This is a genomic window from Algoriphagus sediminis (assembly GCF_030403435.1).
Lineage (GTDB): Bacteria > Bacteroidota > Bacteroidia > Cytophagales > Cyclobacteriaceae > Algoriphagus > Algoriphagus sediminis.
Genome location: NZ_JAUEPH010000004.1, coordinates 164,723 through 185,376, shown reverse-complemented (window position 1 = coordinate 185,376; position 20,654 = coordinate 164,723). Strand labels below are relative to the sequence as shown.

Genomic DNA, 20,654 nt, shown 5'->3' with positions numbered 1-20,654 from the left:
ATTAAAATGCCTGCTTTCGTTTTAGCTGAAATTACAATTAAGGACCCTGAGGTCTACAAACAATATGCGAGTAAAACTCCTGAAACCCTACAAAAACATGGAGGAGAGTTTGTTATTCGTGGACAAGAGGTAAAAGTTCTCGAGGGAAAATGGGAGGAGGATAGGCTTGTCTTGTTAAAATTTGAAAGTGCAGAAGCTGCCCAAAAATGGTATGATTCTGAAGACTATCAAGCTGTCAGGGGGTTACGGACCAAAGCCTCTAATGGGCGCTTATTATTGGTTGAGGTTTAAAGGGATACTCCTCTTTTCCAGGGGATAAAATCAAAATTGGAATTCAAGTCAGCTTTTGCTTTTCGGCTTCCGCTAGCTACTTCAATGACAAAATCCATTAATTCATCACCCATTTTATTCACAGATTTGGACCCCGTGATAATTTCGCCAGTATCAAAATCAATGATGTCACTCATCCTGCTTTTCACCTGAGTATTTGAGGAAACTTTGATCACGGGACAAATTGGATTTCCAGTAGGGGTGCCAAGTCCTGTGGAGAACAGGATCAAATTCGCTCCCGACCCGGCAAGTCCGGTAGTGCTTTCCACATCATTTCCAGGGGTACATAGAAGGTTTAATCCTGGTTTCTTGACGTATTCTGTGTAATCTAAAACATCGCTTATAGGTGCTAAACCTCCCTTTTTTGCTGCACCGAGAGATTTCATGGCATCAGTAATAAGTCCATCTTTGATATTTCCCGGACTTGGATTCATATCAAAACCACTTCCAACGGATTTCGCCCTCTCATTATATGAAGACATAAGTTTTGCAAACTTTTCTGCGAGGTCGATAGATAAACAGCGATCAATTAAGTTTTGCTCTGCACCAAAAAGCTCTGGGAACTCTGAAAGTATTGCGGAGCCTCCGGAAGCAATAACCAAATCACTGACTCTGCCCAAGGTTGGGTTTGCTGAAATTCCTGAAAACCCATCTGAACCACCACATTCCAGGCCAATCACCAATTTGGAAATGGGCTGAGGGGTTCTGGATACCTCATTTGCCTCCTTTAGTCCAATAATGGTTTTTTCTATGGCAGCTTTCAAAAAGGCTTCAGTAGTTCCAAAATGCTGCTGCTCACATAGGTAGACAGGCTTAGAGTAAGGTTTTTGAATCTCGTTTAATCTGTCCTGGAAAATTTGAAATTCCGCATTTTGGCAACCCAGGCTCAGAACCGTCGCTCCAGCAATATTCGGGTTGTTCACATATCCGGCCAATAAATGACATAAGGTTTGCGCATCTTGGCGAGTGCCACCACATCCTAGTTGGTGAGTGATAAACCGGATGCCATCCACATTTTCAAAAGGAGATTCGAATTCTATAAAAGGAGTTTTTTCTGATATTGAATCTTGATTTTGAAGGTTAGCTAGAACATGATTCAAAAAAGGATTGGGTTTTCTGTATCCCAGCGCAATTTCAAATGCCTCTTTCAGGGTTTCAATATTTTTATTTTCGCAAAAAACCAGAGGAAAAACCAACCAATAATTAGCTGTCCCTACCTGACCATCTTCTCGTTTGTAGCCGAGGAAAGTACGTTCTAATCCCGCAGGGGCCTTCCAGACATAATTCGATTCCCGGATCGAAAACTTACTCGATTCATGGATTATATTATCTCGTGTGATAGCAGCTCCTTTGCTAATTTCTTTAGTAGCCTGACCCACTATTTCCCCGTACATGATTACATTTTGACCCTTAGCCAAATTACGCATTGCGAACTTATGCTTTGCTGGGATTTCTTCTTTAAGCTCAAGCTCGAAATTCCCCAGTACTACCATTTCACCTTGGGATAAGTTTTTTAAAGCGACAGCTATGTCGTCTTCTTCATGTAATTGCAAGGCTTTGTTATTCATTGACAGATTTCCTTATCTTGGATTCATCAATCAAATTATAGAAAAAGAAGCCCAGATGAAAAAAATTGTGACGCTCGGGGAGGTAATGTTACGACTGAGTACTCCGGATCATGAAAGGTTTTTCCAGGCTTCTTCTTTCGAGATTGAATTTGGAGGTTCTGAGGCAAATGTTGGTGCTACCCTGGCAAGTTTAGGCAATCATGTCACTTTTCTTTCCTCCTTTCCAAATCATGAAATTGGAGAGGCCTGTGTTTCTAAGCTTCGAAAAAATGGACTAGATACGAGCTTCATTCAATATTTTCCCGGAAGAATTGGGACTTATTTTCTTGAGTATGGAGCCATGCAGAGAAGTTCTAAAATCATTTATGATCGCAAAGATTCAGTTTTCGCAAAAAATGTCTGTAAGAATGTGAATTGGGACAAAGTCTTTGAAAATGTGGATTGGTTTCATTGGTCTGGAATAACCCCAGCACTTTCTCAGAAAGCAGCAGATTTTACGCTAAAGGCTTTATCCGAATGCAAAGAAAGAGAGATAAAAGTTTCAGCGGATCCATCCTACAGAAGCAATCTCTGGGCATACGGAAAATCTCCACATGAAATCATGCCTGAGTTGTTATCATATTCTGATATGATAATTGGTGGGGCCAGAGACTTCGAAACTTGTCTTGGTTTGGAAACAGGAGTTGGATTCCCTGAGGTTTTTGAAAAACTTCCAAAGCTTCAATGGATAGCAGCAACTACAAGACAGTCCTTGAATGCATCTGAAAATGAATATTCGGCTTCGCTTTTTACCAGAGAGAAGTCATTCCATTCGAGGAAATATCAATTAAATCATATTGTGGACAGAGTAGGGACCGGGGATGCTTTTGCAGGTGGTTTGATTCATGGTATTTTGAATGAAAGTGAAGAAAAAGCTATTGCCCTAGGGGTGGCTGCATCGGTGATGAAGCATAGTATTTCGGGTGATGTTCTTCATTGCTCATTAGAGGAATTGGAGGAAATAATTGATCAAGAAACTTTCGGGAGAATAAAGAGATGAGAAGAAACAAAGAGTCAGCTTTTATCGCCAAAATGTATTCAGGTGGAATCATGCCCATTTTTTTCCATCCCAACCCTGAGATTTGTGTCAAAATTATTCAGACTGCCTATGATGCCGGAATACGGGTCATAGAGATGGTAAACCGGGGAAAAGAAGCTCCGGATGTGTTTCCTGAAGTCCGAAAAGCAGCAGACAAAATGCCTGGTCTATCCTTAGGAATAGGTACTATTTATCATGGGTATGAGGCAGAGAAATTTCTAGACATGGGAGCAGAGTTCATTGTTTCCCCAGTCATGAGTTCTGAATTAGGAGATTATTGCAAAAGAAATGAGACTCCCTGGGTGCCGGGTTGTGCCACTGTTACTGAAGTTTTTCAAGCACAGGAATTAGGAGCTGAGTTGGTGAAAATATACCCGGCAAATATTCTTACACCTGCTTTTGTGAAGGCGGTTCATGCTGTACTGCCCACGATTGAAATAATTCCTACAGGTGGAGTAGAACCAACTTCAGAAAGCATGACGCAGTGGTTGGATGCAGGAGTGTGTTGCCTTGGAATGGGGTCTCAACTCATTAGCAAATCAAAGATTGCTAATGGAGACTTTGGGACTATTCAGAAGGAAATGAAGAGAGCATTGGAAATCGTAGCCGAATATCGATTAGCTAGATGAGACGAATTTTTATTCCCATAATTGCACTTTTATGCTTTGCCTGTGGCCCAGAATCCAAGGTTAAAATCATCAAAATGGGTCATGCTCAGGTTACAACTCATCCAGTACATGAGGCGATGGTTTTTCTAGGTAAACAACTTGAGGAAAAGTCAGGAGGAAAGATCTTGGTGAAGGTTTATCCAAATCAGCAACTAGGAACTGAGAGAGAACTTTTAGAGCTTTTGCAAATAGGAAGTGTGGGTATGACAAAGGTCTCTGCTGCATCTTTAGAAGCCTTTTCACCAGAGATACAAGTTCTGGGCTTGCCTTACCTTTTTAGAGATGATGATCATATGAATAAGGTTCTGAAAGGGGAAATTGGGAGGAATCTACTGCTTGGTTCACAAAGATACTGGTTGAGGGGACTTTGTTTTTATGATGCAGGAAAAAGGAGTTTTTATAGTATCGAAGCCCCCATTCAGAGTCCCGATGATCTCGAAGGACTCAAGATTCGTGTGATGGAATCTAACATGGCCATCAATATGGTTAGAGCCATGGGAGGGTCTCCAACGCCTGTTTCCTATGGTGAGCTTTACACCGCCTTACAACAAGGAGTAGTGGATGGGGCTGAGAATAATCCTCCTAGTTTTTACAATTCTCGTCACTATGAAATCTGTAAGTACTATTCCATCGATGAACACACAGCGATCCCTGATGTGGTTTTGGTCTCGACAAAAGTCTGGGAGAAACTGAATGAGCAGGAAAGGGTTTGGCTTCAGGAAGCAGCGGATGAGTCAGCGGACTATCAATACGAGCTTTGGGCGGCATCGGTGAAGGAATCTTTAGAAGAAGTACAAAAAGCAGGCGTAATTATTTCTTATCCAGAAAAAGACCCATTCAGAGAGGAAGTAAGTCAAATGTATGAAGAGGTTAAATTGACAAACCCTGAATTGGCAGTTTTAATTGATCAAATTCAGGAAGTGAAATGAAAGAAAAGCTCGATAAGGTTCTGGGAACCAGCATTGTTGTTTTGATGGGATTAATGGTAATCAATGTTACCTGGCAAGTGGTTTCACGCTATATTTTTGGAGATCCTAGTTCATGGACTGATGAGGTAGCCAGATATTTGTTGGTTTGGTTAGGGCTACTCGGTGCCGCATATGTTTCTGGTCGAAATGGACATCTGGCGATTGATATTCTTCCTTCAAAATTACAGGGAAAAAAAGCCCGGATTCTTCAATATTTTATTCATTCCGTAATTATTCTTTTTGCTGCCATTGTCATGGTCGCAGGAGGAGGAAACCTGGTTTATATCACGGAAATACTTGACCAAAGAACTGCTACCCTCCAGGTGCCCCTATCCTGGATATACCTTATGATTCCCATATCTGGCGTAATGGTCATGATCTATCATGGTTTATTCCTTGTGTCCATCAAAACCAAGTATGCCTGATGGAATGGATTAGTATTGCAGTTTTGGTTTTGAGCTTTCTTACTCTTTTGATTTTGGGAGTTCCTGTGGCCTGGAGTTTAGGTATTTCCAGCTTCCTTACACTTTTGGTTTCCATTCCTATAATGCCAGCATACACTACGATTGCACAGCGTATGGCGACTGGTTTGGATAGCTTTAGCCTTCTGGCAATACCCTTTTTTATTCTGGCAGGAGAAATTATGAATCGGGGAGGCATAGCAAATCGCCTGATTGATTTTGCAAAGGCCCTAACAGGTAAACTACCGGGTGGCTTACTCTATGTCAATGTAATAGCGGCTATGCTTTTTGGAGCGATTGCTGGATCAGCAGCAGCTGCAGCCTCTGCCATAGGTGGAATTCTTGGTGAGCGAATGCAAAAGGAAGGGTATCCAAAGGAACTGGGTGCTGCCGTCAATATTACATCTTCTACCACTGGGTTAATCATTCCGCCTTCGAATATTCTAATCGTGTATTCACTGGCGAGCGGAGGAATTTCAATTGCTGCACTTTTTTTGGCGGGCTACATCCCTGGACTTATTGTAGGGCTGGTACTAATGTTGACAGCAACCATTTTCATTCGAAAAAATAAGCTGCCTATGGGCGAGACTGTAGGCTGGAAGGAGCTTGGGATTAAATTCTGGAGAGCGGTACCTAGTTTACTTCTTCTTTTTATAGTAATCGGGGGTATTGTTGGTGGAGTTTTTACTGCCACGGAGGCTAGTGCAATTGCTGTTGTCTATACCCTTATTTTAGCTTTCCTCTACAATGAGCTCGAATTGAAAAGGCTTCCGAAAGTGCTTTTAAAATCAGCAGAAACCACTTCTGTTGTGTTGCTCCTTATTGGCTCCTCCATGAGCATGTCTTGGGTTTTGTCGAGTGAAAATATCCCACAAATGATTAGTGATTTCATGGTAGGCTTCAGTGATAATAAATGGATGATCCTGATTGTGATCAATTTGATACTATTGGCCGTCGGAGTCTTTATGGATATCACTCCAGCCGTTTTAATCTTTACACCCATTTTTCTACCTGTAGTGACCAAAATCGGGATAGACCCAGTTCATTTTGGAATAATGATGGTTTTTAATCTTTGTATCGGATTGTGTACTCCACCGGTGGGATCCTTACTTTTTGTTGGTGTAACCATAGCAAAGACAAGTCTAACCAAGGTTTTAAGGCCCATGGTACCTTTTTTTTTAGCCATGATATTCGCCCTGATTTTATTAATGGTTTTTCCAGAGCTTTCTTTATTCCTACCCAGACTTTTCGATTTGTTATAAAAAAAGCCCCTTTCGGGGCAAATTTTAGAGATCAGGTTGAGGAGTAGTTCTTAAATATGGTTTGATCACCTTATGACCTTTGGGGAATTTTGCTGGAATATCTTCCGTCTTTATGGCCGGAGAGACTACCACATCTTCTCCTTGTTTCCAATTGGCTGGAGTAGCTACAGAATAATTTGCAGTAAGCTGCAGGGAATCAATTACCCTAAGCAGTTCATCAAAATTCCTCCCTGTGCTCGCTGGATAAGTAATGATCAGTTTAATTTTTTTATCATTTCCAATCACAAAAACCGAGCGGACGGTAAAGTTCTCATCTGAGTTTGGATGAATCATATCATATAATTCAGAAACCTTCCTATCCTCATCTGCTATAATTGGAAAATTCACTTCCGTATTTTGGGTTTCATTAATATCAGAAATCCAGCCTTTATGGCTTTCCAGCCCGTCCACACTGAGTGCCATGACTTTCGTGTTTCGCTTCGCGAATTCATCTTTTAATCTCGCCACACTTCCCAGTTCGGTAGTACATACAGGGGTATAATCAGCTGGATGAGAAAATAAAATTCCCCATCCGTCCCCTAGATATTCATAAAAATCTATGTATCCTTCTGAAGTTTCTGCTTGAAAATTAGGTGCAGTATCACCAAGTCTTAGTGCCATAATAATTCGATTTGTCGGTTAATGTTTGTTTACATAAAAATACACATAGAGTTCACGATTGTTTGGTGACAAATGTTATATAGGGGTAGTTTTAGTCTTGGATTTTAAATTTTACTCGAAACCAAACCAATCAAATCTTAATGCAAGAAAATCCTGTAAAGAGAGCTGTAATAATTTTTCAGAAAATAGCTATTGCCGGGAAGGTAAAAACTCGGGTAGCCAAGACAATAGGTGATGAAGCAGCTCTGGACATCTACAAGAAACTGGTTCTTTATACACATGATGTAGCGTCTGAAATCACTGGAGATAAGATTATCTATTTTTCTGATTTTCAATTGAATAAAACTCAGGAAACAACACCCGATCAATTCCAGGTTCAATTTCAATCTGGAAACAATCTTGGGCAAAAAATGGCAAATGCATTCGCAGAAGTTTTGGCAAAAGGATATGAGAAGGTTCTTTTAATTGGAACTGATTGTGGAGTGTTAACCTCAGACTTACTTGATAGGGGATTTGAAATTCTTGATGAAAAAGACCTTGTGATTGGACCAGCACAGGATGGTGGATATTATTTGATTGGAATGAAAATTTCAAGACCTGAAATTTTTGAAAATATTCCATGGAGTTCAGAAGAGGTTTTGTCCCTTACAGTGAAAAGGGTTGAAAGCGAAGGTTTGACTTACGGATTATTACCAGTACTTTCAGATGTAGACACCTATGAAGATTGGAAGCAGCAAGAAGAATTTGTTTTAAAAAGACTCTCAAAGCCTTAAACTGTAAAAATAAGAAAGGCTTTGCTTTAGCAGTCATCCTTTTTTTAAGTTTTAATTTTCTTGCCGAAGCCCAAACGGAAGTAAAAAACTATGAAATAAAATTAGCTGGATTCAGTATCGGAGATATGGTTGCTACCAAGACAACCAAAGAAAACCGAGACGAATATCTTGTAAAAAGCATAGTGAGTTTTTGGTTTTTCGGCACGCTGAAAATAGAGTTTGAATTATTGAGTGTTTATGAAGATGGGCAATTCATTTATTCAGAAAGTAATTCTAAAGCAAGAGGAGAGGAGTTTTATTCGGAAGTCCGATGGGATGGTGAAAAATACATTGTTAATGCGAATAGCTATAAATTCAGTAATCAAGACACAATTTACGAACCCATCTATTTTTCCACTGCCTTGTTGTTTTTTGAGGAACCGAAAGGAGACGAGCTTTTCCTATCTGAAAATTATGGTGTTACCAGTCCCTTCAGAAGACTGAAGAATGGAGGATTAGAGGCAAATATAAAGGGGCATGACAACAAATATTTTTTTGAAGATGGTTTCCTTTTGGAAGCTAATATGCATAGCACCTTAAAAAATTATTGGATAAAAAGGAAAGAACCTGAGGAATGACAATTGAATTCAACTGAGTAATCATGGGAGTGATAGATTGAATAATGGGAGAAATCAAACCGAGTTGCAGGAGGTATTTTGGAGAATGAAAATAGCAGACTAGTGGGAGTAGAGCGTTCTTTGGGAATTTTTTCAAATAGTGCTTTAAAATTAGAAGATGATCTCTCCATTTCTGTGATTATCCCTGTGATCAACGAAAAAGAGAACCTATCCAAATTGATTCCTTTGCTTCTATCTTATGGCCAGGGATATTCAGTAGATCTTTGGGTTGTGGATGGGGGTAGTACAGATGGTAGTTCTAAAACCGCTGAAAATCTAGGAGCCAAGGTTTTAAAATCAGAGATCCCTTCTCGGGCAGAGCAAATGAATCTTGGAGCCAAGCATGCAAAAGGGGACATCTTGTTTTTTGTCCATGCGGATACTATACCCCTGAAAAGTTTTGCTCTGGATTTAAATAAGGCGGTGAAAATGGGGTATTTAGCTGGCTGTTACCAATATGAATTTGACTCTGATAAGTGGCTTTTGAAAATGAACAGCTGGGCTACAAGGTTCCATGGTTTATTTACTGGCGGTGGTGACCAAACCCTTTTTATAGAAAAAAGCCTTTTCCATGACTTAGGTGGCTTTGATTCAAAGTATTGCTTGATGGAAGAGTTCGATATGGTAAAAAGGATAAGAGCAAAAACTAGATTTTACCTAATACCCAAAAGCATTATTGTTTCTGCAAGAAAATACGATCAGAACTCTTGGCTAAAGGTTCAACTGGTTAATTTATATGTGTTTATAAGGTTTCATTTGGGGACTGATCCTATTTTGCTCAAGAAAATCTATGCTAAATATCTCAAGAGCTGAAGTGGCTGGTTTTCTAGCCGGGTTTATCACTCTACCGTACATCCTAAAAGCACTTAAGTATGCACTAATTTCATACTTTCAAATTACCTTGCTAGCCGAGTTAGGGTTGAGAAATTTTAAACTATTGGGATGAAAAAGGCTAAAATTAATGGTATTCAACAAGTGGGTATTGGGGTCAAGGATGCAAATGAAGCTTGGACTTGGTATCGAAAGGCCTTTAAAATGGATGTGCCTATTTTTCAGGATAGCGCTGAGGCCACCTTAATGACCAGATATACCTCTAATAGAGTAGAAAGTCGACACGCAATTTTAGCGATGAATATGCAGGGAGGTGGAGGATTTGAAATTTGGCAATACACCTCTAAAAAGCCTGTAGCAGCTAAAACAAAGCCTACCTGGAAAGATTTAGGGATTTTGGCAGTAAAAATTCGATGTAGAGATATTGATAAGACTTATAAGCACTTAGAAAATTTAGATGCCAAACTTCTTAGTAAACCCAAAAAGAACCCCTTGGGAGTTGCTCATTTTTATGTGGAGGATCCCTTTGGAAATTTATTTGAGATTGAAGAAAACAGCTCATGGTTTAGTAAAAATAAGGATTTTACTGGCGGCGTTTCTGGAGTTGTGATAGGTGTAACAAGTGTGGATTCTACTATTCCCATCATTAGAGATCACTTTCAGCAAAGTGAAACGCTACTAGATCAAACGGAGATCTGGCCTGATTTTGAATGCTTTGAATCTGGTAAGAGTCCATATCGCAGAGTGATATTAGCTGGTAATAGTGTACCCAGTGGTGCTTTTGGTAAACTATTATGTCGGACTACGATTGAACTTATAGAAACAGATCAGCCTGATCGTAAGCAAGTTTTTGCGGAAAGAAACTGGGGAGATTTAGGGTTTATTCATGTTTGTTTTGATGTAAATAATATGTCTGATCTAAAGAGCTCCTTAAAAAAGTCAGGGGTTCATTTCACCGTTGACAGTGAAAATGAATTTGATATGGGAAATGCTGCTGGAAGGTTTTCTTATTTGGAAGATCCAGATGGAACCCTAATTGAAATGGTTGAAACTTTCAAAATTCCGATTCTTGAAAAGTGGGGTTGGTTTTTAGATCTAACTAAACGTGATTCCAGCAAAACCCTATCCAACTTCATGGTAAAAATGCTCAGTTTGAACCGAGTAAAGGATTAGATTCTATTTGGAGATCTTTCGTGCTAAATCTACCAGTCGGTTTGAATATCCGGCTTCATTGTCATACCAACCTACAACTTTAACTAAGTTCTGTTTAGCCGAAGTCAAGCTTGCATCAATAATGCAGGAATGAGGATTTCCAATAATATCCATTGAGACAATTGGATCATGAACTACTTCAAGGTATCCCTTTAATTTCCCTTTAGCTGAAGCTTCAAAAGCTTGATTTATTTGATCGGCTGTGACAATTCTCTCCACCTCTACAATCAAATCGGTGAGGGATCCATCGGGTACGGGGACACGCATCGCCGACGCTTCTATTTTTCCAGCTTGGTCTGGTAAGACTATGTCCAATGCCCTCCCGGCATTTGTGGTGGTAGGAATAATGGAATAGGCCGCCGCCCTCGCTCTGCGCAAATCCCTGTGGGGAGCGTCATGAAGGTTTTGATCGTTTGTATATGAGTGAACCGTGGAAGCATATCCCTTTTTTATTTCAAAAGCCTCATCAAGAACCTGAACCATTGGGGCGAGACAATTTGTGGTGCAGGAAGCATTGGAGACAATTTTATTTTCGGCTGAAAGAATCTGATCGTTGACTCCTAGCACAACCATGGCAATGGAGGAGTCATGAGTAGGAGCTGAAATGATCACCTTGCCAGCCCCTGCTGTAAGATGCTTGGTGGCTCCTTCCCGGGAAGTAAATCTACCTGTGCATTCAATTGCTATGTCAATTTTAAGTTCTTGCCAGGGAAGTTTATCAGGGGTTTTCTCCTGAAGTAGCTTTATACTTTGACCATTTATTCTGAGTAGATCTCCATCTAAATTAACTGGCTTACCAAGTCTCCCGTGAATAGAATCATACTTCAAAAGATGAGCGATGGCCTCATTATTGGCTAAATCATTTATGGCCACAATTTCAAATTCCTCCAGGCCAAGTAATAATTTGGTGACATACCGGCCTATACGGCCAAAACCATTGATGGCAATTCTGGTTTTTTTCATCTTTTGAGTTGAGTTTTTCAGATCACGAAAATAGGCATTGCACTTCTTTTCAAGCTAAATTTTCCATCATATTTAATCCTTGATTTAAGGAGTCGATTAGAAATTTTCATAGTCGGATTGTGATTGTAATTTTAAGCTTCTATATTTGCACAACCTTTTGGAAAAGCAAGCTTTTTCAAGTCCCTGATGGTCCGTTCGTCTAGGGGTTAGGACGCATCCCTTTCACGGATGAAACACGGGTTCGATTCCCGTACGGACTACTAACTACCTGATAATGAGGTAGTTTTTTGTTTGAAAACTTTACCATATTAATGGTCCGTTCGTCTAGGGGTTAGGACGCATCCCTTTCACGGATGAAACACGGGTTCGATTCCCGTACGGACTACCAAGACTTTCAAATAGCTCAATCCCCTTTAAAGTCTTATCCCATTGTTTAATGGTTGTTAGTGGTTAAAGTGATAAAAACCCGGTCATCAGACCGGGTTTTTTTATGCCTACACATTTTGAGAGAATCTAAAGCCCTTTAGTTCTGGAATTTGTTTATTTTGATGGAAACAATACCCAAAATGAAAGAATCAGTAAGTCTTAAATTTCTCTCTCCAGTTCTCATCGGTATTCTTCTATCCTGTTCCGAGCCGAGTAATCTTTATGAACCTCAAACAAAATTCTTATCCAAGGCTGAAGTTGATCAGTACACAGAAGACATTTCTTCTAAACTGAATCCAACTGTCCATGAGGATTTTGAGCTCAGTATTTGGGCGGTTGATTCTCTAATGAATGATGCAATTTCTATTCAGGTTCTTGACAACGGAGATGTAGTTTATACTCACACTAATAGACAGAAGAATTCGGAGTTTGATATACGTGGTCATCAGGATTGGGAGATAAGATCCATTTCTCTTCAATCCATTGAAGACAAAAGAAACTTTCTCAGGAATGAGCTATCTCCAGAAAGATCTGAGGTTAATTCATGGCTTGCTGACTTAAATGGAGATGGTTCTCATGATTGGAGGGATATGCTGGTGGAAAAAGAGGAAATTTACAGACTAAAAGATACAGATGGGGATGGAAAAGCTGACTTTCAGGAAAGGCTGGTAGAAGATTTTAATGAAGAAGTGACTGATGTGGCTGGAGCTGTAATGATGACAGATGAGGCCCTATATGTTGGTGCAGGTCCAGATTTATGGAAGCTGGTGGATACCAATGGGGATGGGATGATTGATGAAAAGGAGTCTTTATCCCATGGTTATGGAATCCATATTGGCTTTGGAGCACATGGAATGTCAGGTTTGGAAATGGGGCCAGATGGAAGAATTTATTGGGGTATTGGGGATATAGGCTTTAATGGTATTGGTCCTGATGGTACAGAATGGAAATATCCTAACCGAGGCGTAATTGCGAGAGCCAATCCCGATGGGAGTGATTTTGAGATTTTTGCCATGGGAGTAAGAAATACCCATGAATTTGTTTTTGACCAATATAACAACCTCATTTCGGTCGATAATGATGGCGACCATCCTGGTGAGAAAGAAAGACTGGTCTATCTCACAAATGGATCTGATTCGGGATGGAGGACGAATTGGCAATTCGGTAAATACAGAGATCCTGATAACAACCCTTATAAAGTCTGGATGGATGAAAAACTTTTCACTCCAAGGTGGGAAGAGCAAGCGGCTTTTATTACCCCTTGCATAGCAAATTACGTAAGCGGACCCACAGGAATGGTTTATAATCCCGGAACCGCGCTAAATGAAAAATATTTCAATAATTTTTTTGTAGTTGAATTTGTTGGTAATCCAACGCAATCTGCAATTCATGCATTTACCTTAAAGCCCAAGGGAGCAACTTTTGAATTAGAAAAAACTGAGAAAATTGCAACGGGAGTTCTTCCTACAGGAATGGATTTCAGTGCTGATGGCGATTTATACTTTGCCGATTGGATCATGGGATGGGGTACAAAAGGTTATGGACGAATGTGGAAAATGGAATCGAAGTCTAAATCCCTCCAAGCCATTCAGGAAGAAACCAAAGAACTTTTGAATTCTGACTTTGGACCAAAGAATGATTCAGAACTTCAAACTTTACTGGAACACCAGGATTTACGAGTGCGTCGAAAGAGTCAATTTGAATTAGCCAAAAGAGGAGGGAAGGGCGCCACCGTTTTTGAGAATGTACTCAATACATCCTCTAATCAGCTGGCTAGAATTCATTCTATCGTTGGACTAAGTCAATTAGCGAGGTTAGATGATATCAAGTATGCAAAACTCATACTTCCTGCGCTTTCTGACGAAGATCCTGAAATAAGAGCTCAGGGCGCGAAGTGGATTGGTGATATCAGATATAAGGAACCCGCAGATGCGTTGTTGAAACTTCTTGATGACACTAAGATTAGAGTTCAGTTCTTTGCAGCAGAGGCTTTGGGCAGAATTTCTTATTCGGATGCTGCGGATAAGCTAATTGAAGTTTTGAGAAGGAACAATGATGAAGACGCCTATCTCCGTCATGCAGCGACTTTGGCCTTAGCTAGAATTGGGAATGAATCAATGCTTGCTAGCCTTTATAATGACCCTTCGAGGGCAGTAAGAATGGGTGCGGTGATTTCACTCCGCAGGTTAACTTCTCCCGAATTAAGGCGATTTTTGAATGATGAGGATGAACTTATCGTCACAGAAGCTGCCAGGGCAATCCATGATGATTTTTCTGTACCAGAGGCACTTCCTGATCTTGCAGCCCTAATAAACACTACACCTTTTTCAAACGAGCCCTTGATGAGACGAATTATCAGTGCGAATCAAAGAGTAGGTTCGGAAAAGGAATTTGATCAGGTTTTAAATTTCGTTCAGGCATCCAATTCTACGATTGGTTTGCAAGAAGAGGGAATTGAAAGTATCGGCACATGGGCTAAACCTTCATTAGTGGATAGAGTGGATGGCCGCTATCGAGGAGAAGTCAATAGAAATGATTCATACATTGCTGAGAAGGCAGGAGAAGCCTTGGTTGCCCAGTTGGGCAGAAACGAGGAAGCTATCCGAATTGCCAGTGCGAAGGCGATAGGAAAATTGAAAATTAAAGGAGCTGAAAATGCCCTTTTAGCCAGCCTTAAAAATGATCCCTCCATGGACATGAAAGTACAAAGCTTGAGGTCACTTCAGGCCATTAAATCAAATCTATTGCCTGAAGGGGTAGAGTATGCCATGAGTAGTTCGGACTATCCTATTCGGGTCGAGGCCTTAGCTATGATTGAAGAAATCGATATCCCAGATGAGCAAAAGATTGCATTACTCATGGATATCATTGAAAATCAAACAAATGTCGAGAAACGTTCAGCCTTATTAGCTCTAGGAAAAATGGAGGGAAGCTCTTCCTTCAGTGAATGGAATGATATCTTCAGTTGGTTTAAAACTGATCAGCTTTCTCAACCAGTTTGGGTTGAGTTAGAAGAAGCGGTTGGTTTAACAGGATCTGAGAATCTTATGTCCTCTTTTTCCAATCTCTTGGCAGAAAAGGCAGGTGATGAAGATTGGAAGATGTATTCGGGAGCTTTGGCACAAGGTGATCCAAGACTGGGGAGAGCTATTTTCCTCGAAAATCAAACTGCACAATGCATCCGTTGCCATGCTTATGATGATATGGGTGGAAATGCCGGCCCAAATCTGAATGGAATAGCAAGAAAACTGAGTAGAGAGGAACTCCTGATTTCATTAGTCGATCCCAGTGATCGCATCGCACCCGGGTTTGGTCAGGTAAGAATTGTAAAATCTGATGGTGAAGAAATTTCGGGCACTTACATCTCCGAAACCGATGAAGGTATACGCTATCTAAATGATTCAAATGAAGAGATCTTGGTTGATTCAGAACTTATTGAATCCAGTACTTTATCCATGTCCAGTATGCCGCCGATGGGCTTAATTTTAACAAAACGCCAGCTCAGAGATGTGGTGGCTTATCTCGGCACATTGAATAGTGAGGAATGAAAAAGGGTCTTAAAATTCTAGGGCTAATTTTGGGGATATTCATTTTGATATCCCCATTTTTATTGATCCAGTTTGGAAAAAATGCACTTAATGACAATGGTGTACCATTAATTCCTGAGTTAAGTCCAGCGAATACCAAACAACGAATAATGGCTTTCTTCCCTCATCCAGATGATGAGGTGACAGTTTCAGGGACTTTAATTGATTTAAAAAGAAAGGGGCATGAGGTATTTCTGGTGACTTTGACTAAAGGTGAAGCAGGAAGTTCGCCAGAAAATTACCCACCTGATAAACTGAAAGAGATCAGAACTCAAGAAATGAAAAACTCCGCTCAAATTCTTGAGGTCGATAGTCTCTTTCTTCTGGATTATGAAGATGGAGGATTAAGCTTATTAGGACAGGATAGCCTGGAAGCCCTTACCTTGAGTTGGATTAAAGATTTGAATCCAGATATTATTTTGAGCTATGATTCTAAAGTAGGGTTATATGGGCATGAAGATCACAGATTGACGGGGCTCGCTGTGGAAAATGTTTTTTTATCTCATATTGGAGACCCGGGCTTTTCGCCCAAAGCTTTATATCAAGTAACCTTATCAAATAAACAGATAAAACTGGCTCTGGAGCTTTCTGAAGGATTCAGGAATAATTATCCGAAAGAAAAGGATTCGGGCCTGCCAAAGCCTGATTTTGCGGTGAATATTCAGCCATACTTTGATACCAAGTTGGAAGTTATGAAAGCTCATCATAGCCAAAGGCATGTTCTGAGCGATTTAATGCCCTGGCATGATCAGATTCCTGTTTGGATATACTCCAGAATATTCGACAGGGAATATTATCATGAAGTCAAAAAATAAGGCCGAATCAAGTGATTCGGCCTTTTTGGTTGATTGGTGGTTATGAATATTAATTCAGGAACTCATCAAATGTAAGACTTACAAAGTACATGGTTCCTACAGTTGGGTTACCCCATGCCTGTCTATATCCGTTGCCGAATAGGTTTGAAGCTCCGATTTTCAAGATTGACTTTATATCCTTTAGCTTGTAGCTAAACTGAGCATCAAAGGTTCCAAATGCAGGCATTACAGAAAGCTGCTGAGAAGAAACTGATCTACCCACAAAGGAGCTTTGCCATACAAATTCACCCTGCCATCTGTAAGCAAAAGCAAATCCAAGGTTTTTAGTCAATTCTCTGTTAGCGAAATTGATCACATATCTGTAATCAGGTGTGTTGAATGCTGGTTGGAATCCGGATTCAGCCAGTTCATCAAGATTCGAAAGAGTGTTGTAAGAAACGTTACCTCCGATTTCATAGCCTTTAGCAAGCTTGTAATCTAAACCTAAGGCCCAACCCCAGGATTCGATAGTTTCTGTTCTGTTCACAGGAATAGAGTAAATATTTCTTGTGTCAGCACTTAGTAAGTTCAGACCAAGATCACTTGCAGGATTACCTGGCTGAACATTTGCATTTTGAACCAAAATCTGGCTACCAGCAAAGTTTTCAAACCTATTGAAATAAACATAGGCATCGATAAGTAATCTCTGTCCAAGAAGAGATTTATAACCCACTTCAAAGGACTTTACCCTCTCAGGCTTCCATTCTTGAGGAACAAATTCTTCAAGCAAATCCTGATTAGCTTGAGCTGCAACTACAGGCACCAATTGAGGAGTAAGAGTTGCGATGGCTTGCTGAATGATCGCTGGATCATTAGGAATTAATCCTTGGGCTACTTGCTGCAATATAATTTCGGTGGCTTGTGCCAAAGCTTGCTGCTGGATGGCCGGGTCCTGTGCAGAAGTTAATACTCCTGCACCAAATCTTTCAACAGAATTTAGTGGATAGACTGGGTTAGAGCCAAAGTTATATCGGTCTCTAAATAAGGGTAATCCACCTAACAATCGAGCTTGTGGTGTGAAAAGATCTATATACTGATCCTGCGTAGTAGGAATTCTAAATCCTGTCTGGTAGGAGGCTCTGAAGTTATGATTACCTGTTGTAAATACACCGGAAACTCTTGGTGACCATTGCCCTGCAAAATTCTCATTTTTGTCATATCTCACAGAAGCAGTGATCTTCAATTTATCATCAAAAAGCTTTTTAGAGCCTTGAAGATAACCACCAAATTCAGTAATACTGAACTCTTGTCCAGCTTCATCAAGGGCAAAAAGAGTTCCTTCCGAATTCAGTTCATAAACTCTATAATTACCACCGATGATGAATTCAGCAAATTTGATGTCATCAGAGAAGTTATAAGAACCTTCTAAGTGGTAAAGATTTGTTTTATCCACAAAGCGTGCACCTACACCGTTTTGATTACCTGGGATAGGTCTAGAAATCACATCAGCTAAAGCTGCATCAAATTCAGCACTTCCAGGTTGGAATCTATTTCTATCGGCAAATTGTCTTGCCAAGCCATGAGCTGCACTAGGATCAGCCCCACCTTGAATTGCTTGAGCATATGCACCTACATATTCAGGGAACCAAATTGTACTAGGGTTATAAGCCTCGTTGATCCCCTGAGCAGCAATGCCTACTGCATAAGAATCTCCTGACCTTTCCTGTGTGGTATATCCTCTTAAATACCAGTTAGCACCTCTTAGCTCAGCCTTATACTGGCCAAGGTTAAAGTTCGCGATGGAATATCTGTCAGCACCTGTATATACCGTGGTACCAGTTCCATAATTACCCTGGAAAATAGCTTCCACACGATCGTTGATTCTCCAATGAAGGGCCGCATTTAACTTTAATGAAGTAGTACCATAATCTGCGACGTCTCTTTCTTCATATCCGGTTCTGGATACAAAAGTGTTTGGAATAAAGCCTAAAGCTGCTGCAGGAAGTGCACCGGCAGCCACCATAGATTGGGCAACTGAATTCATGTTTACAGCATTTTCATCCCCGTAAACGTTCACACCATTATAGCCAGGGTTATTCATTATATTTCCATCCTCGATGGTAGAACCATTCAGTAAGGACTGATCACGGAAATCATTGGCTTCCCAATCATCAGCGGTAAGGTATTCTACATTCACTTTGAAAGCGACCTTATCGTTGATTGCCTTTGCGTAGCGCGCAGCAAAATTATAAAAAGGAGTAGCGGAGTTCATTCTACCGCTCTCGTTCATGATACCGGTTTTGACGCTTGCACTTAAGCCCTGATACTGGAATGGATTCTTAGAATTCATCAAAAGGATACCATTGATAGCATTTGGTCCATAGAGAGCAGAAGAAGCTCCTGGAAGTAATTCTACGCTTTCTAAATCCAATTCAGATATACCTACAATGTTACCTACAGAGAAGTTAAGCCCCGGAGCCTGATTGTCCATTCCGTCAATCATTTGTACGGTTCGGACGTTACCATTTGCATTAAAACCTCGAGTATTGAAGGATTTAAAGGTTAGAGACTGGGTGCTCATTTCAACACCTTTCATATTTGCAAGGGCATCATAGAAACTCGCTTGTGGAGCATTCCGAATACCGATAATATCCATTTTCTCCACAGAAACAGGAGATTGGAGTACACCTTCTTCCACTCTGGAAGCGGAAACAATAACTTCCTGCCCAAGTATAGTGGTCTCAGCTAACTCTATATCCAGGTTAGTAGTACCACCCGTAATTTCTACTTCCTGGGAGGTATAACCAACCATAGAAAATACTAAAGTGAATGGAGGTTCCTGATTTACATTTAAAGTGAAGTTTCCATCCAAGTCTGAGATGGTTCCTATCACTTTTCCTTTAACCAGGATGTTGACACCGACCAAGGTTTCTCCTGTTTCGGCATCAATGACTGTTCCCGAGATGGTCGTTTGGGCAAAAGCCGACGACATGCCTAAGGAAACTAGCAGTGTCAGTAAGAAAACTGACCTACTAAACAAACGAGTAAAATTGCTCATATGCGGATTGATTTTAGAAGTAAATTATCAAACTGTAGATTAAGGGTGAGTACAGTTTATGGCGAAATTTAGGCGAATTCCAGAAGAAAAAGAGGTTTTTGGATCAAAAAAAAATATTCTAGAAGTATGCCTAATTTCACGCAAACTGGAAACTGAAGGCATATTCTGGCAAATCCTTAATGATTACGGTCAAAAATTATAATTGCCAAATCATATGTTAGAGATTGTTAAAAAAAACGTATTTAATGATTTCTATTCATTTTGATATTGGACAAAAAAAAACCTGACAAAATCAGGCTTTCTGAGCTTTTCAATCGATTACGAGTTCTTATTTTCCTCGTTGACATGTTGAACTAATCTGTCACAAAGAGCTTTGATCTCTTCTGACATATATTCATCACCGGTACTATTGAGAATGGTCTGTGCCATACCCCCCATAATATCGATATAAAATCGCTTCATCTCGGCTACAGACATTTCCTCTGTCCAAAGATCAATCCGAAGGGTACTCTGATTTAAATTGTCCCAAACATTAAGACTGATACTGTTTGTAGATTCCAAGCCAATAGACTCCTTATCTGATGCTTCCCAAAGTATTTTCTTGGGTAAATTTTGATCATCCAGGGAAACCTGGAAATTGATATCTGACTTCTTCATTTTATAAATTTTCAATCGAACCAAATCCCTTTTAGGAAAGTTCGCTTAGAATTTCATTTCAGGAATATTTCCATTTACAATTAGCTTTCCTTCAGTCTTCTCTCGAATCTCTTCTACCGTCACTCCAGGTGCTCGTTCCTTAAGGACAAAGCCACCATCTGGATGTATTTCTAAAAATGCCAAATCAGTCACAATCTTCTTCACACATCGGATTCCCGTGATAGGCAGTGTACATTCTTTGAGCAATTTAGAGCTACCAGAACGTGAGCAATGTTGCATGGCCACTATTATGTTTTCTGCTGAAGCCACCAAATCCATCGCACCGCCCATTCCTTTAACCATTTTGCCGGGAATTTTCCAGTTAGCGATGTCTCCGTTCTCGGACACTTCCATTGCTCCTAGAATGGTTAAGTCCACATGTCCTCCTCGGATCATTGCAAATGACTCCGCACTACTGAAAAGAACTGAACCCTTGGTAATGGTGATGGTTTGCTTTCCAGCATTAATGAGGTCAGGGTCCACCTTATCCTCCGTGGGAAATGGGCCTATTCCCAAAAGTCCATTTTCTGATTGCAATACTACATCTAACTCATCCGGAATATAATTTGCCACAAGGGTGGGGATGCCTATTCCAAGATTGATGTGTTGTCTGTTTTCTACTTCTCTGGCGATTCTTTGAGCAATTTGATCTTTTGTCAACAT

General features: G+C 40.3%; 18 protein-coding genes and 2 tRNA genes. 14 read left to right on the top strand and 6 right to left on the bottom strand.

The window, feature by feature from the left end:
- The first annotated feature begins 6 nt into the window (after nt 1-6).
- Nucleotides 7-291: a DUF1330 domain-containing protein gene (locus QVH07_RS10135; protein WP_290000103.1), complete on the top strand. Its 285-nt coding sequence runs from the start codon at nt 7-9 to the stop codon at nt 289-291.
- Here the strand turns inward: QVH07_RS10135 and QVH07_RS10130 are convergent.
- Nucleotides 288-1,898, bottom strand: a complete 1,611-nt coding sequence (locus QVH07_RS10130; protein WP_290000102.1) for a UxaA family hydrolase — start codon at nt 1,896-1,898, stop codon at nt 288-290. The two genes, QVH07_RS10135 and QVH07_RS10130, sit on opposite strands and share 4 nt — an antisense overlap.
- Before the next feature lie 55 nt (nt 1,899-1,953).
- Between QVH07_RS10130 and QVH07_RS10125 the strand changes: the two genes are divergently transcribed.
- The 5 genes from QVH07_RS10125 to QVH07_RS10105 are packed head-to-tail and all read left to right on the top strand — an operon-like array spanning nt 1,954 to nt 6,335.
- Nucleotides 1,954-2,937, top strand: coding sequence for a sugar kinase (locus tag QVH07_RS10125; protein ID WP_290000101.1), 984 nt, complete (start codon nt 1,954-1,956; stop codon nt 2,935-2,937).
- The gene (locus tag QVH07_RS10120; RefSeq protein WP_290000100.1) at nt 2,934-3,605 is read left to right on the top strand and encodes a beta/alpha barrel domain-containing protein; all 672 of its coding nucleotides are present in this window, start codon (nt 2,934-2,936) and stop codon (nt 3,603-3,605) included. Before QVH07_RS10125 ends, QVH07_RS10120 begins: the two co-directional genes overlap by 4 nt.
- Nucleotides 3,602-4,573, top strand: coding sequence for a TRAP transporter substrate-binding protein (locus QVH07_RS10115; protein ID WP_290000099.1), 972 nt, complete (start codon nt 3,602-3,604; stop codon nt 4,571-4,573). Before QVH07_RS10120 ends, QVH07_RS10115 begins: the two co-directional genes overlap by 4 nt.
- Nucleotides 4,570-5,037: a TRAP transporter small permease gene (locus QVH07_RS10110; protein WP_290000098.1), complete on the top strand. Its 468-nt coding sequence runs from the start codon at nt 4,570-4,572 to the stop codon at nt 5,035-5,037. The genes QVH07_RS10115 and QVH07_RS10110 overlap by 4 nt, the downstream gene beginning before the upstream one ends.
- Nucleotides 5,037-6,335: a TRAP transporter large permease gene (locus QVH07_RS10105; protein ID WP_290000095.1), complete on the top strand. Its 1,299-nt coding sequence runs from the start codon at nt 5,037-5,039 to the stop codon at nt 6,333-6,335. The genes QVH07_RS10110 and QVH07_RS10105 overlap by 1 nt, the downstream gene beginning before the upstream one ends.
- Before the next feature lie 24 nt (nt 6,336-6,359).
- Here QVH07_RS10105 and QVH07_RS10100 read toward each other — a convergent pair whose 3' ends face one another.
- Nucleotides 6,360-6,995 carry a peroxiredoxin gene (locus QVH07_RS10100; protein ID WP_290000092.1) on the bottom strand — a complete coding sequence of 212 codons (636 nt, stop codon included), beginning with the start codon at nt 6,993-6,995 and terminating at the stop codon, nt 6,360-6,362.
- A gap of 140 nt (nt 6,996-7,135) precedes the next feature.
- Here QVH07_RS10100 and QVH07_RS10095 point away from each other — a divergent pair, with 140 nt between their 5' ends.
- From QVH07_RS10095 to QVH07_RS10080, 4 genes are all read left to right on the top strand, one after another.
- Nucleotides 7,136-7,768 carry a TIGR04282 family arsenosugar biosynthesis glycosyltransferase gene (locus QVH07_RS10095; protein WP_290000091.1) on the top strand — a complete coding sequence of 211 codons (633 nt, stop codon included), beginning with the start codon at nt 7,136-7,138 and terminating at the stop codon, nt 7,766-7,768.
- Nucleotides 7,720-8,385 (top strand): DUF6134 family protein, encoded by a 666-nt coding sequence (locus QVH07_RS10090; RefSeq protein ID WP_290000090.1) that lies wholly within the window; start codon nt 7,720-7,722, stop codon nt 8,383-8,385. Before QVH07_RS10095 ends, QVH07_RS10090 begins: the two co-directional genes overlap by 49 nt.
- Nucleotides 8,386-8,487: 102 nt before the next feature.
- Nucleotides 8,488-9,237: a TIGR04283 family arsenosugar biosynthesis glycosyltransferase gene (locus QVH07_RS10085; protein WP_290000089.1), complete on the top strand. Its 750-nt coding sequence runs from the start codon at nt 8,488-8,490 to the stop codon at nt 9,235-9,237.
- Between the two features lie 129 nt (nt 9,238-9,366).
- Nucleotides 9,367-10,428 (top strand): VOC family protein, encoded by a 1,062-nt coding sequence (locus QVH07_RS10080; RefSeq protein WP_290000088.1) that lies wholly within the window; start codon nt 9,367-9,369, stop codon nt 10,426-10,428.
- Nucleotides 10,429-10,431: 3 nt separating this feature from the next.
- Here QVH07_RS10080 and gap read toward each other — a convergent pair whose 3' ends face one another.
- Nucleotides 10,432-11,430, bottom strand: coding sequence for a type I glyceraldehyde-3-phosphate dehydrogenase (gene gap / locus QVH07_RS10075; RefSeq protein WP_290000086.1), 999 nt, complete (start codon nt 11,428-11,430; stop codon nt 10,432-10,434).
- A 188-nt stretch (nt 11,431-11,618) separates the two neighbouring features.
- On the opposite strand from gap, the gene QVH07_RS10070 reads away from it, so the two are divergent.
- The 4 genes from QVH07_RS10070 (at nt 11,619) to QVH07_RS10055 (ending at nt 16,258) form a co-directional block, all read left to right on the top strand.
- A tRNA-Glu gene (locus QVH07_RS10070) sits at nt 11,619-11,690 on the top strand.
- 53 nt (nt 11,691-11,743) lie between these two features.
- Nucleotides 11,744-11,818: transfer RNA gene (locus QVH07_RS10065), tRNA-Glu, on the top strand.
- 178 nt (nt 11,819-11,996) lie between these two features.
- Entirely contained in the window at nt 11,997-15,404 is a 3,408-nt protein-coding gene (locus QVH07_RS10060) for a HEAT repeat domain-containing protein (protein WP_290000084.1), read from the top strand.
- Nucleotides 15,401-16,258, top strand: coding sequence for a PIG-L deacetylase family protein (locus QVH07_RS10055; RefSeq protein WP_290000083.1), 858 nt, complete (start codon nt 15,401-15,403; stop codon nt 16,256-16,258). Before QVH07_RS10060 ends, QVH07_RS10055 begins: the two co-directional genes overlap by 4 nt.
- 49 nt (nt 16,259-16,307) lie before the next feature.
- On the opposite strand, the gene QVH07_RS10050 is transcribed toward QVH07_RS10055, so the two are convergent.
- From QVH07_RS10050 to QVH07_RS10040, 3 genes are all read right to left on the bottom strand, one after another.
- Entirely contained in the window at nt 16,308-19,295 is a 2,988-nt protein-coding gene (locus QVH07_RS10050) for a TonB-dependent receptor (protein ID WP_290000081.1), read from the bottom strand.
- Nucleotides 19,296-19,613: 318 nt separating this feature from the next.
- A complete protein-coding gene (gldC, locus tag QVH07_RS10045) occupies nt 19,614-19,952 on the bottom strand; it encodes a gliding motility protein GldC (RefSeq protein ID WP_290000080.1) in 339 nt (112 codons plus the stop codon).
- A 45-nt stretch (nt 19,953-19,997) separates the two neighbouring features.
- Nucleotides 19,998-20,654, bottom strand: a complete 657-nt coding sequence (locus tag QVH07_RS10040) for a 3-oxoacid CoA-transferase subunit B (RefSeq protein WP_290000079.1) — start codon at nt 20,652-20,654, stop codon at nt 19,998-20,000.